Raw genomic sequence first — 12,878 nt, 5'->3', positions numbered from 1 at the left:
CAACGCGAACGATGAAGAAGCATTGCCATTACCTCAAGCATTAGATAAATTACGCGCTGAAGCGAAAGCGATGTTTGATGTTCAACATGTGGATCAACCACTTGCAACTTACAACATTAAGTTCCAGGAGTTATCTCAAACGGAAGAATACAAAGATTTTGCTGTTATGCAGCGTGTTTATATGGGTGATACAGTAACAGTTCAGCATTTAGATGAAGGTATTGATGTAAAAGCGAAGGTTGTTTCTTATAAATACGATCCATTGAATCAGGAATACACCGATATTACTATAGGCAATTATAAAGAATCATTCACTGATGTGGCTAACAAGTTAGATAGAATGCAAGAAAATATTGACGGTTTGGAATCTAGCATGTTAGATAAAGCGAAACAAACTGCAACGGATTTAATTAATAGCGGTTTTGGTGGTTATGTCCGTGTATATCCTGACAAAATTCTAATCATGGATACAAATAAAGAAGCTACAGCTCAAAAAGTGTGGCAATGGAATATTAATGGACTCGGTTATTCTGAAACTGGTATTAATGGCCCATATGGTTTAGCAATGACGATGGATGGATCAATTGTAGCTGATTATATAACAACTGGATTGTTAAGTGCTTCATTAATTCGTGCTGGTGTTGCTAAAGGGAATAATATTACGATTGATTTTGATGCGGGAAGTGTTTCTTTCCAAAAAGGAACAATTAGTAATTCAGCCGGAACTTTTGAAATAAACGTTCAAGATGGTTCAATTAAATCTTCCTCAAGCAATGGAGGGTTTAACTTAAAGAACGGAATCATGACTTTATTTGGAAATGCTGGCGCTGAATACGGAAAAATACAATACGATTGGACAAACGGAGGGGCTTCTTTATTAGGAAAGAATAGATGGAATGTTTCTAGTTATAATGCCAATTTCGGGTTTGGTACAAGAAAAAACATAGGCACTGGAATGTATGGAACAGATGCCTTTTCTTATCTATTTGGACAAGATCAATTGATGATTTCAGCCGGTGACACTTATTCAATGGACGGGTTGACTTTCATTCCTAGAATTTATTTCTTCAATGATCGAATTGATTTATTCGGGAAAAATATAAATGTGAACGCTGATTTTCGTGTAATCGGCGCAAAGAACGCGGTTCACGTCGCGCGTAATGGTGTTGTTGCTACTCCTGCGTATGAAACGGCCGAATCGTATTTAGGAGACATAGGAACAGGTACAACAAGCGTTGAAAGTGAATGTATTGTCCACATTGATGAGATATTCACCGACATAGCAAATACGAGAATTGAATATCAAGTTTTTGTTAGTCCATATTGTGATTCGAATATTTGGATTTCGGAACGAAAAGAAAAATATTTCATCGTTAAATCAAGTAAACCTTTATCGGAATTCGCATGGGAAATTAAAGCTAAAAGGATTGGATATGAAAAAGATCGTTTGAACGTTCAAGAGGATATTGACAACGAAGGAATCAAGCGTTTGTATTGTCCATCTATAGCGAATTTTGAGTTACCAAAAGATGAATGGAGTGTGGAAAACATTGAAGACTAAACTTATTCTAGACGTCCACAAAGCACAATACGCTCAAATGAATTCTATGGTAATGGGTAGGGTAGGCGATAAAGCAAGCAATACAGTTGATGTATATGTTGTTGATGGTTTTGTTCCATATAATCTAACTGGAAGTGATGTATATTTTGAATGCGCTAAACCTGACAATACTTCTGTAAGAGATAAGAACGGAATCGTTATGATAGATGCAGCTAAAGGTCATTTTGAATACACATTCCCAATACAAACTTTTACAGCTGTCGGAAAATCTAAACAAGCATATTTCACTGTGGAGAAGAATTCAACTGTAAAAGCTACAACTCAAGACTTTATCATTGTTTCAATACCCGATGCATTAACTAATAGAATTCCTTCACAAACTTACATTTCTCAATTAGAAGAATTAATTTGGCAACTAGAACAAATAGAATTAGATTTGTTGAATAGCGCAGCGTATCAAGAAGCACATGACGCGAAGATATTCGCTGAACAGGCTAAATTGATTTCGGAAAGTGTAAAAGCGCAATTGGATCAAATTGTTATAGGTGGTTCGATTGACCCGGAAACAAAACAAGCCCGTGTGGACGAAAATGGAATAGCATTTCCTTTATTAAAAGACCGTATTGATTCCGAAGCGAATAAAAGAAAGAAAACGACAGATAAATTAGACAAACTTTTTATTTCACCTAAAGATTATGGAGCAACTGGTGGTGGAATTATAGATGATGGCCCTGCGATTAAAAACGCACATATCGAAGCAAATACCAAAGGAATTCCTATTATATATGATAAAGGAGCTACTTATTACATTTCTGACGTTACAGCAATACCAGTTCAAACTTCCGTGGACTTCAATGGGGCCACATTGATATTCGATTTAACTAAGAGCCCAGATGCGAATATATATATCATTAAACCTACAAAGAGTATCATTTCATTAACGCCTAGCGAAATGACAGCTCTCGCTGGAAAAATAAAACCTGGTGTTAAAAATATTCCTGAATTAGCTGGTAAAGGTGAAGGGTATGTATTCGCTCAAGACTCTAACAAAAGAATATATATAAGATACGGCGGTAATGCGAATAACGGTCAAGCGATGACTGAGTGGTTTATGATTAATAATAAAGGTGACGTGCTAAGCCCAATCTATTTCACATTAGAAACGGTCACCTCTGCTTCATTCACGCCATCAGAAGATACATGGATCGACATTGAAAACGTAAACGTTAAAACAAGAGGGCTTGTAACAGGTGATGATTATTCTGTTCGTAATTTTAGAGTGGAACGATCAAAGGTTAACATCAATAACTTTAAACATGAAATCGAAAATAACGTACCAGAACAACGCCCTTCAGTTGGTATATTGCAAATACAACGATGTGGATTCGTAAATTTAAATAACGTAACATTAAATCCTAGATTTTCACACGGAAATATTGGTACGTATGATTTAAGTACTAACTATACGTGCAACCTTACAATGACAAATGTACAAGGTTTTTCGATGAATCCGGCGATTTGGGGTGTATTTGGTGGTAATCAAATGAAAGACCTTATTGTTAAAGATTCGTCGCTTAATAGAATTGATTCTCATAACGGTTCGTATAATATTTCGGTAGATAATTGCCGTATAGGGTATCACGGATTAACACTTACTGGTTTTGGCGATCTTATCATTCGAGATACTGAATTAAATTCTAAAGAAGCTATAGTATTACGTGCTGATTATGGATCTTTGTGGGACGGAGATATTTATATAGACAATGTCACTCATAACGCAACGGAGAATGGTTACTCTCTCATTAATTTCGGTCCTGAATTAAAACATAATTTCGGATATCCATTACATGTGGGGAAAAACATTGTATCGGTTAAAAACTATCATGTTAACAATTTTAGGAATCAACCGTTACCATTAATTTATCCACGGACTACCATGAATGGAAGTGAAGCTACAATCGTAAATGAATGTGTAATTGCTGATAGATGGGAATTCGAAAACCTTACTTGTACACAAAACGGGTTCAATCTTTTTGGTGGGGATCAATACCCAACAATGAGAGCATCTAAACCTTTCACATATATTTTAGACAGCTTTGTATCAATTAGAGAAATTTACAAACGAATATCACACAATATTGAAATATCGATGACTAATGTTAAATTCCAAGATGTTCGCGGGAAAGCTGGAAATACACAATCTAACATTTTCCAAACTCTAGATTCTAACATACTAGGCGGAAGATATGACGATAATTATTTAGACATAAACACTAGACTATTACCTAAATTGAATATTAGAGATTGTAGCCGTGTATCAGCTAGTACACTTGCAAATCCTTTTGATCTGTTAATAGAAAATACAGAAGTAGGTGCGTATGTCTCGTCATATTATGGCGGTTCTCGCTCTAAAGCTATTTTTAACAATTGTAAACTAGTTCCAATCAACGATAATTTTGATAACGTTATGTTTGATGCCAATATGGTAGATACTTTCTTTAATAACTGTATGTTCAAGTTAGCTAGATACGGAAATGGCGCTATAGTTAATCAAAGCTACTTCCTTAATTGGTATCAAATATTACCTTTTGGAGGAAAAACGTCCGACTTTATAAAGCAAGGTTGTAACGCGTCCGGATGTACTTTAGAGGAAACTATAGACTTTACTAAAGTAAAAGATAATTATGTAGATTTCGGGTATGATTTTGGTAACTTCACATACAAAGATTATACTTCAAGAAAAAGTGGGCCAACATCATCTAGACCTTCAACTTATCGTTATACAGGCATTAGTTATTATGATACTGACATTAAGATGTTTATCGTTTGGAATGGCACACAATGGGTTAACTCGTTAGGAATACAACCAACAGATAATATAGATTGGACAAACTTAACTACATCATTTGGAACGGTAGCTGGTAGACCGATGCGATACAAAAAGTTTAACGGTTTTGTTACGATTACAGGATCAGTTGCAAGCGCGACAAACGGAACGGTATTTGCTACATTACCAGTCGGTTGTAGACCTGTTCAAGATACTGTATTCGTCGTAATGGATGCTAGCGGATCAAAGGCCGTCGAGTTAACAATAAGAGGTGATGGCGGAATGGTGTTACAACAATTAACGAACAACGCTACTGTCCACATGTCAGCATCATTCGTCATATAGTGTAAAATTGGTTACTTTAGAAACAAATAACAATCTATCCCTACTCATTATCTTCTTTTTATATTACAATATAAATAAAAAAATAAGGGGTAATACAATGGGGATAAGAAGTATTGTGGATAAATTAAACATTGTCAGGTCATTGCCTGCCATTGTTGCTTACAAAACATCTAATAATAAACATATCATCGATAAAGATATAGATAGATGGAAAGACATTAACAACATAAAAAACGATATTTCTAAAGTAATGTTGCTAAATTGGCTTTTAGTAAATAGAGAAGAGTTTAGAAATTTATTTTACAACAGAATTAACAAATCCATTGTAAATACATTATTGAGGGTCTTTTATCCGAAAATGAATACATTATATGTATCTACAAGTGATATAGGCGCTGGGTTATTTATCTCACACGGTTTTAGCACTATCATTTTAGCAAACAGCATTGGAGAAAACTGTTGGATTAATCAACAGGTAACAATCGGAACAAAGAATGGCGTGTCCACTCCTCCTACAATTGGTAATAATGTTCGAATAGGCGCTGGGGCTATAGTAATAGGTAATATCGTAATAGGAGACAATTCTTTTATTGGTGCTGGATCAGTAGTTACAAAAGATGTACCTGAGAATTGTGTTGTTGTTGGTAATCCTGGACGAATTATAAAGCAAAACGGGGACAAAGTAGACATCGCTTTATAATATGAAAATTGAATTTATATAAAATCAAAAGCGTGCTTATTGCAGGCTTTTTTATTTTGCCTAAAAGGAGATGGAAAAATGGAAGATGCAATTTTTAATTCAATGATTCAACAAGGAGCATTCGCAGCGTTATTCGTGTGGATGCTTTTTACTACGCAAAAAAAGAATGAGCAACGTGAAGAACAATATCAATCGGTAATTCAAAAGAACCAACAAGTTATTGAAGAACAGGCAAAGGCTTTTGGGTCAATTTCTAAGGACGTAACAGAAATTAAACAAAAACTTTTTGAAGGGGACGATAAATAATGGGACAAATTATCGATATTTCTAAATGGAATGCAGGTTCAATAAAATGGGATATAATTGGCCCACAATTAGATTTATGTATCTGCCGTGTGCAATACGGTTCTAATATGATAGATCAATATTATAACGGATATGTAAAAGAATTAGAGAAACGAAATATTCCCCACGCTGCTTATGCATATGGCTGTTTTGTAAGTGTGAATGATGCGATTAAAGAAGCAGATGATTTTATGGCCCGTGTTAGTCCTAATGCTAAATTCTTAGTTTTAGATACTGAAGATGATACATTAAAGTCATGTGGAGAACAAAAGATAGCGGAAGCATCACAAGCCTTCATTAATCGTTGTAAGTCTAAAGGGTGGAAAGTTGGTTTTTATGTAAGTCACCACATGTATAACAAATATGGGTTAAACAATGTGAAAGCTGATTTCCTTTGGATTCCACGATATGGTGGCCCAAAACCTGCTTATAAGTGTGATATTTGGCAATACGCAGACGGAGAAACAGGTGGGTGGCTTGATGGAATTGGAAAGGTTGATTTAAATTCTTTAGTTGGAGATAAACCTTTATCTTGGTTCATTGGAGAGAAACAACCTGAACAGCCTGTCTCTAATGGTGGTTATCAATATGTTAAATCTGGTGGGTTTGGCGTCTCATTGGTTCCTGAAGTATTAAGTGCTATGAATGAGCGTGGAACTAAAGGGGAAGTTATTTCTGATCCATCGACTGGTATAGCATACTTACAAACTGCAGTATTACCAAATAGCGAATTAGATAAAATCACAGCTTGGATGGATGAAAGACCTGAGGGTCAATGGTTCTACGAGTATTTTAAAAAATAAGCAATGATAGCCGTCCTATTGGGCGGCTTTTTTATTTACATCCAAAAGTCATTATAATCAACATTCTTTCCAGTTAGCTTCCTCAATGCTTTTATTATCTTATTTCCATTCTTTAATGACGGTTGGAATGCATCCCCCTGACATATTCGACTAATTGTTCCCCTGTTAACTCCGCTTTCCTTTACTATATCCTGTTGTGAAAGATCATTTTTATCAAGAAATTTACCGAAACGTGAACGTGGTTTTCCTATCCCGAACATCTTTCTTCTCTCCCTTACTTGATTAATTGATAACAAGTCTGTACAAAAATTAAACTTTTTAAACTTCACGAAAGTTTGAATATTGTACAAGCCGTCCACAATATGATGTATCAAGGTTGCTACCAAAGTAGCTATCAAACTTATTATCAAAGTAGCTACCAAAGTAACTAGCTTAATTGCTATCAAGGTAACTAGTATTTGTACTATCAAAGTAACTACCAAGTTAGCTATCACAGTAACGTTACCAAGGTATTGAGGCGCTAAACCTATATATCACCAGGATTTAAAATTCTGTTTATAAAGGGGAGTTTTATATGATAACTACATTTATTTCTTTAGGAGCTTTAGGAGTAACAACAATTGGCGGAGTAATATTAGAGAAACATCTTGTAAAGAATGATCACGTTGCAGCGGCTAAACTTTTAAGTGATGGAATGTATCATGGAATGAGAATAGGGGGAGTTTGTTTCATCGGTTATGTATTTATCAAAATCTTAATCATGTTCTAGGAGGATGTGAAATGGGAATCATCAAAGAATGGCTTCATAAACAAAATTTAAAGAACCAACTTATAGAGGTATTCGGAAAAGCAGGGTTATTTGTGGACCATCAAACACGAGGCGGGAAAGTACCAATCTATCCGAAGATACATGCCATTTCCTCCACAAAAGATACTGTTAGATATGTATTTACCATTCCAAACGGTTTGGATCCAAAAACTATTGAAAAGAAATGGTTTTGCTTTCAACAAATATTAGGACGTAATGTAGCAATTGAAGGTGATATAAAGAAGTTTGTCCTTAATGTATTTCATTCGGATGCCGGACTCCAAACATACAATTACAGTTATAAGAAATGGCAGCCGTTACTAAAACAACATCGTCTTCCTGTTGTGGTAGGACGTGACCAATTCGGCAATATGATTGTGTATGACATGGTTGAAGCTAATACACCACATTTACTTATAGCAGGGGAAACAGGAAGTGGGAAAAGTAGTATGGTACGTGTTGTGCTGTCCACACTTATTCAATACATGTCCCCTGATAAATTACATTTGTACCTGGGCGACTTAAAAAACTCTGAGTTCCATTTTTTGAGAAGAGTCAAACATGTAAAAGAGGTTTGCATGGAAGAAATTGAAATGAAAATCATGCTGCAGAAAGTGTGGAAGGAAATACGTGAACGTAGAAAACTGATGGAAGAGTATGAAGTGGATCACATTGATGAATACAACAAATTGAATCCCGATAATCATAAACCATATATCTTGCTTGCAATTGACGAAGTGGCAATGTTGCAAGACGAAAAGGAATGTATGTCCACAATCGAAAAGATATCAGCAGTCGGCAGGGCACTAGGGGTCTTCCTTATGCTTAGTATGCAACGTCCTGATGCAAAAGTGTTAGATGGTAAGTTAAAGCTCAATATGACGGTAAGGATGGGCTTTAAATGCGCCGATACAATCAACAGTAACATCATGGGTACACCTGGTTCAGAACACCTGGAGCAATCGGGCCAAATGATTTTAAAACTGAATGGATTAAAGAAAGTGCAAGCTCCTTATTTAGAATTAAGCAAAGCGAAACAAATCGTTGAACCGTATCGTATTCCAAAAGAGGATATAACGCTTCAGATTCCTCCACAAGAAGATATTAAATTGTTTGGGGTGTTAGATTATGAAGAGTAGAGACAAAGTGATACTGAGCGATTTGAAACGTTTCAGATGTATGTCACGCGATGATATTATCGATTTGCATTTTCAAGGAGTTAAAAACGCGGTTACTTGCTGTAATACGGTTATGAAACGATTAAGAAGAGATGGTCATGTGGATGCCAATATCTCGCAGCAGCCATTTATATATTTTCCTCAACCTAGCACACTACGAAAAACTAGCCAAAAGATTCCCCACTTCCTCGGCATTGTGGATGTATATAAACAACTCATTCATTATGAAAAACCGAAACTATTTAAAGTTGAACCAAAGTACGGTAAAGAATTTATGGAACCTGATGCATTTACAATTTGGCGCAGATCCCCATTCTTCATTGAAGTTCAAAAGTCAGTTTACAGTAAAAAGATTATGCAAGATAAAATCAACAGGTATGAATTGTACTTCCACAGTCAGGAATGGCACAACGAATCTTGGCAACCGAAAGGAACTAAATACTTTCCATCAATCCTTATAATTACGGATAAGAAGTATGACATAACTTCCTCTAATTTACGTATTTTTCAAGCGACATCCATACACGATTTCATGGATAAACTAGCGGTGAAGTCATAAGAGAACCCTACTTAATTGTGGGGTTTTTACATTAACGTTAATATTAACATTATTGTTAACGATAATATTTACATTATTTTTAATATCAACATTAAAATTATCATTAACAAAAAGAAAAGCCCTACAAATGTAGGACTTATAATAAACCTCTTTCTTCAAAGAAGTCGCGGAATATTTTATTTGCAAGTTTTGATTGTGCACCTCTAGGTGGCTTTTTACCCAATACATTTTGAAAAGCATCACGAACATCTTTATCTAAATGAAAACCTACAACTTTTTTATCATTGTTGTCTTTTAATAATTCAAGGATATCTTCATTCGCATTCTTTTTGATTTCAGTTTTTTTAACTTCCGGCTCTTTTGGGGTCTTATCATTATTTCCGTCTTCATTCTCATTAACGTTTCCGTTATTATTGTTATTAACGTTATTGTTAATGTTATTATCACCGTTAACATTGTTGTTATTCTCGTCTTCACCACCTCTCGTGGCGCTACCTCCAAATAAATCAGCCAATTCGCGTTCCTTCAAGTTCAGTCAGCTCCTTAAATAAATTCTTATAATGAAATGCAAATTCATTATCTTTTTTAGTAAGTGTAAGAGGTAATTGATTATAAGCAATTGAGTTAGCAAATTGAATAGTTCTAGGGATATTAGCTTTAAAGAAGTGAATACCCTCTTTCTCACAAAAACGGCTTGCTTGTTTCATTGCTTCTGTATGAAGCTTAGTATTCTTTTGAACTAATGTAGCTACAACTCCAGTAATATCTAAATTAGGATTGTGTTTATTTTTAAATTGACCAATAACATCGATGATTTTTATTAGTGATCGTACGGAATATTGTTCAGGTTGGAAAGGAATTATAATATTGTCCGTACAGCAAATTACATTACTTTGAATTAACCCTGAAGATGGTGGGCTATCAAATAAGATTACATCGTAATCGTCTTCCACAGACATTAATGCCACTTTTAAAAGTAAGAATGGATTTATGTATTTATCTAAGTTAGGTAATACATCGAAATCTAAAAAGCTCATCATTTCATTAGAAGGTAATACATCGATGTTTTCATGAACATTAATTATCGCTTCACTTGCTGGTGCAAAATGAACTAAAACGTCATGCAATGTAGTACGATACTTGTCTGGATTTTTGCCAAAAGAAAGTAATGAGTTTCCTTGTTGGTCAGCATCCACAATTAGAACACGTTTCCCTTGTTTTGCATAAAGTCCAGCTAAATTTACAGTCATTGAAGACTTTAACACGCCGCCTTTATTCTGCACAAAAGCTAATTTATAGGCCATTCTAATACCTCCATTAAATTTACATTAACATTTTTGTTAACGTTTATATTAACGTTAATGTTTATGGTTATGTTTATATTAATCTACTTTAACATACTTATTCTTTCATGCGATTGTTTTCCCTTTAAATCTTTTGAAATACTTTCATTATGGTATGTGAAATTATATTCTAGGACAAAAATTAGAAAAACTTTAAAAAATGTAGAAAAGATATCTATTTTTGATAACACTCATTACTTTTTTCGCCGTTTTTCATGTTATGATTAATCCACTGATATCGAAAGGCAATCGTAGCTATCCTTTTCCTAATATTTTTAAGGGGGAGGAGGTGTTCGAAGATGGAAATAACGGAAATTTTTAATTACTTAACTGATTTACTTCATGATCCTATCAAGGGAGCTTTAACAATAGTCATTACAGCATACGCAGATAAACTAGCAGATAAAATCAAAAGTAAATCAAATAAAAGAACCGTCCCAAATGCCTGCCAGCAAGAAGACGATTCTCAACGAAAATAATATATAGCAACCGATTGTTTAAAATATCAGTTACTTAGGAGAGAGGTTGCACCCTCTCTTCTTTTTATTATGAACAAACTTATTCTTTGGTATTACTACAGTCATACGTTACTTCGTCAATATGACTACTGTAAGTATAACAAATTCGTAAATAAACAACAAATAAAGTTGTACAAATCGCTCGCTTCAAAACTGAACAACCTCTTGTTATGAGAATTGACCTTCTCCTTGTCACGAGAAACGACGACCTAATCGCTTCAAAATTTTAGTACACCTTTTGCTCATAAGAAAAGAGCCGAAGCTCTTATTTCGTCAAAGTATTAATTTGTTCTAAAAGTGTAATTGCTTGTGGATCACCGTTCTCTGCCTTTTTCATGATGATACTTAATTTATGTACTCTTTCCTCCACACTAACTTCTTTCTTAACTTGTAAATCCGCCCCTTGATTCATCATAGTAATTTTCCTCCCTAGTTTATATTGGTATATTTTAGGTGGCTGGTTTTTTAATCACGCGATATAAAATCAGCCTTTCCCAGAAAGTAGGAAAGACGTCACTAAATTAATAGTAACGTCTTTCGAATTGTTTATATGTAGTTGTTAACTAAACTAAATTTAGTCACTTACTATTCTAGTGACCGCCTGGATCTACTTGCATGTACATTACTGGCGCTTGATCTACAGGTGCTTTTGCTACTGTATCAGCTTGAGCGCCTGCGCCTGCTCCTGTCCCTAGTCCTAATGATAATACTAAACCTAATAATAAACTTTTCATTTTACTCCACCTCGTCCTTTAATATCTCTCTTTTTATACCATTCGCATAGAATAAATTCCCTGTTCTTTCAAAATCAACCAATGCTTCTTTTAAAGCTAGTATATCACCTTTTACTTTAGCGTGTGACGCTTTTCGATGGGGCGTCATTTCCATTTTAGAATATAATTTTTCCCCTAGTTCAGCATCGCCGAATTTAAGTTGGTAATATGCTTCTTCTCCTACATCTAAGAAATTGTGTTCAATTTTTTCAATGTGGAAAGCATTGTCTATATATATATGTCCTAAAGTTGTCTTAAACGAGCCATATTTTTTTGAATTTTTATCAATTTTATTTTCTTCTAATACTTCAATGGCTTTTAAGAGATATTTTTCAGACGTTTCTAAGCATTCGTATTGATAGCTTTCCCCTAAACAACAATACGCTGATGCTTTTAATATCTGATAATCTAGATTTGCATCAATAATGTCCCAACATACCTTACGAGATTCTTCTACTTCATCCGATAATAACTTGATGTATGCATTTCTTTCTTTATACTGCATTTCAAGACATTCTCGAATGAATTTATTTTTAATTAAAGGTATTTTCTCTTTTGCCTTTTCTGAATAAGGAATGATCGCCCGACAGTTTGGAATATCATACATTGCAAATCCGTATAGCATATTCACTAGTACCTGGCATTCTGGTAATTTAGAAAATGTTTCTTCATCAAGTGCTTTTTCTAATTCCTTACCTGTTTTCTTATTCAAGTTTCGCTGATTATATAGTTCGAATATAGTTAAGTATTTTTTTAACGTCCTAGTTCCCTGATGTTTATCTATAAGTTGTGAAATCACATCGTATTCGCCTTGCCCTTGGCAGTAACAAAATGCTTTCACAATATTTAAATCCTTATCGCATCGTAGAATAAACTTGTTAATGACTTCTTTTCTAGTTAAATAATCTTCATACACAATAGATGCAACAGCGATAAACCTCTCTAATTTCATTTCTAATGTTTTGCCTGATAGACCATCTTCAATTGCACATCGATCGATCCCAGTAAGTCTTTCTATCTCTCTTACTTTAATATCCTTACTTGCTCTTTCAGCTTCTAACTTTTTAATTAATCTTTCCACAACAATATTCCCCTTCCAGAAAAACGAACCACATCCT

At 34.6% G+C, this 12,878-nt stretch carries 15 protein-coding genes; 9 read left to right on the top strand and 6 right to left on the bottom strand.

Annotated elements, in window-relative coordinates; genetic code table 11:
- The 5 genes from COK05_RS24565 to COK05_RS24545 all read left to right on the top strand — a co-directional run.
- On the top strand, window positions 1-1,561 hold a 1,561-nt coding region (locus COK05_RS24565; RefSeq protein ID WP_176539467.1), incomplete at its 5' end, for a phage tail spike protein.
- Entirely contained in the window at window positions 1,551-4,733 is a 3,183-nt protein-coding gene (locus COK05_RS24560) for a BppU family phage baseplate upper protein (protein ID WP_176539466.1), read from the top strand. The genes COK05_RS24565 and COK05_RS24560, both read left to right, overlap by 11 nt.
- A gap of 97 nt (window positions 4,734-4,830) precedes the next feature.
- Window positions 4,831-5,433, top strand: coding sequence for a serine O-acetyltransferase (locus COK05_RS24555; protein WP_098614620.1), 603 nt, complete (start codon window positions 4,831-4,833; stop codon window positions 5,431-5,433).
- A 78-nt stretch (window positions 5,434-5,511) separates the two neighbouring features.
- Window positions 5,512-5,739 carry a BhlA/UviB family holin-like peptide gene (locus tag COK05_RS24550; protein WP_098614619.1) on the top strand — a complete coding sequence of 76 codons (228 nt, stop codon included), beginning with the start codon at window positions 5,512-5,514 and terminating at the stop codon, window positions 5,737-5,739.
- The gene (locus tag COK05_RS24545) at window positions 5,739-6,581 is read left to right on the top strand and encodes a GH25 family lysozyme (RefSeq protein WP_098614618.1); all 843 of its coding nucleotides are present in this window, start codon (window positions 5,739-5,741) and stop codon (window positions 6,579-6,581) included. Before COK05_RS24550 ends, COK05_RS24545 begins: the two co-directional genes overlap by 1 nt.
- A 35-nt stretch (window positions 6,582-6,616) precedes the next feature.
- On the opposite strand, the gene COK05_RS24540 is transcribed toward COK05_RS24545, so the two are convergent.
- Window positions 6,617-6,841 (bottom strand): helix-turn-helix transcriptional regulator, encoded by a 225-nt coding sequence (locus COK05_RS24540; protein WP_098614622.1) that lies wholly within the window; start codon window positions 6,839-6,841, stop codon window positions 6,617-6,619.
- A 314-nt stretch (window positions 6,842-7,155) separates the two neighbouring features.
- On the opposite strand from COK05_RS24540, the gene COK05_RS24535 reads away from it, so the two are divergent.
- The 3 genes from COK05_RS24535 to COK05_RS24525 are packed head-to-tail and all read left to right on the top strand — an operon-like array spanning window position 7,156 to window position 9,126.
- Window positions 7,156-7,350 carry a hypothetical protein gene (locus COK05_RS24535; RefSeq protein WP_098614617.1) on the top strand — a complete coding sequence of 65 codons (195 nt, stop codon included), beginning with the start codon at window positions 7,156-7,158 and terminating at the stop codon, window positions 7,348-7,350.
- Window positions 7,351-7,361: 11 nt separating this feature from the next.
- Window positions 7,362-8,528: an FtsK/SpoIIIE domain-containing protein gene (locus COK05_RS24530; RefSeq protein ID WP_098614616.1), complete on the top strand. Its 1,167-nt coding sequence runs from the start codon at window positions 7,362-7,364 to the stop codon at window positions 8,526-8,528.
- Complete coding sequence (locus COK05_RS24525; RefSeq protein ID WP_098614615.1) at window positions 8,518-9,126, top strand: replication-relaxation family protein; 609 nt, start codon at window positions 8,518-8,520, stop codon at window positions 9,124-9,126. The genes COK05_RS24530 and COK05_RS24525 overlap by 11 nt, the downstream gene beginning before the upstream one ends.
- A gap of 136 nt (window positions 9,127-9,262) precedes the next feature.
- Here COK05_RS24525 and COK05_RS24520 read toward each other — a convergent pair whose 3' ends face one another.
- Entirely contained in the window at window positions 9,263-9,655 is a 393-nt protein-coding gene (locus tag COK05_RS24520) for a hypothetical protein (protein WP_098614614.1), read from the bottom strand.
- The gene (locus COK05_RS24515; RefSeq protein ID WP_098614613.1) at window positions 9,633-10,430 is read right to left on the bottom strand and encodes a ParA family protein; all 798 of its coding nucleotides are present in this window, start codon (window positions 10,428-10,430) and stop codon (window positions 9,633-9,635) included. The genes COK05_RS24520 and COK05_RS24515 overlap by 23 nt, the downstream gene beginning before the upstream one ends.
- Before the next feature lie 338 nt (window positions 10,431-10,768).
- Between COK05_RS24515 and COK05_RS24510 the strand changes: the two genes are divergently transcribed.
- Window positions 10,769-10,948: a hypothetical protein gene (locus COK05_RS24510; protein ID WP_098614612.1), complete on the top strand. Its 180-nt coding sequence runs from the start codon at window positions 10,769-10,771 to the stop codon at window positions 10,946-10,948.
- Between the two features lie 304 nt (window positions 10,949-11,252).
- Here the strand turns inward: COK05_RS24510 and COK05_RS31450 are convergent, their stop codons facing one another.
- The 3 genes from COK05_RS31450 to COK05_RS24505 form a co-directional block, all read right to left on the bottom strand.
- On the bottom strand, window positions 11,253-11,402 hold the full coding sequence (locus tag COK05_RS31450; protein ID WP_176539461.1) for a hypothetical protein: 150 nt from the start codon (window positions 11,400-11,402) through the stop codon (window positions 11,253-11,255).
- 175 nt (window positions 11,403-11,577) lie between these two features.
- Window positions 11,578-11,721 (bottom strand): hypothetical protein, encoded by a 144-nt coding sequence (locus COK05_RS31445; RefSeq protein WP_176539465.1) that lies wholly within the window; start codon window positions 11,719-11,721, stop codon window positions 11,578-11,580.
- A 1-nt stretch (window position 11,722) separates the two neighbouring features.
- On the bottom strand, window positions 11,723-12,841 hold the full coding sequence (locus COK05_RS24505; RefSeq protein WP_098614611.1) for an AimR family lysis-lysogeny pheromone receptor: 1,119 nt from the start codon (window positions 12,839-12,841) through the stop codon (window positions 11,723-11,725).
- Window positions 12,842-12,878 lie beyond the last annotated feature (37 nt).

This window comes from Bacillus cereus (genome assembly GCF_002567495.1).
GTDB lineage: Bacteria > Bacillota > Bacilli > Bacillales > Bacillaceae_G > Bacillus_A > Bacillus_A cereus_AQ.
The sequence above is the reverse complement of the archived record's forward strand: the minus strand, read 5'-3'. Positions and strand labels throughout refer to the sequence as shown.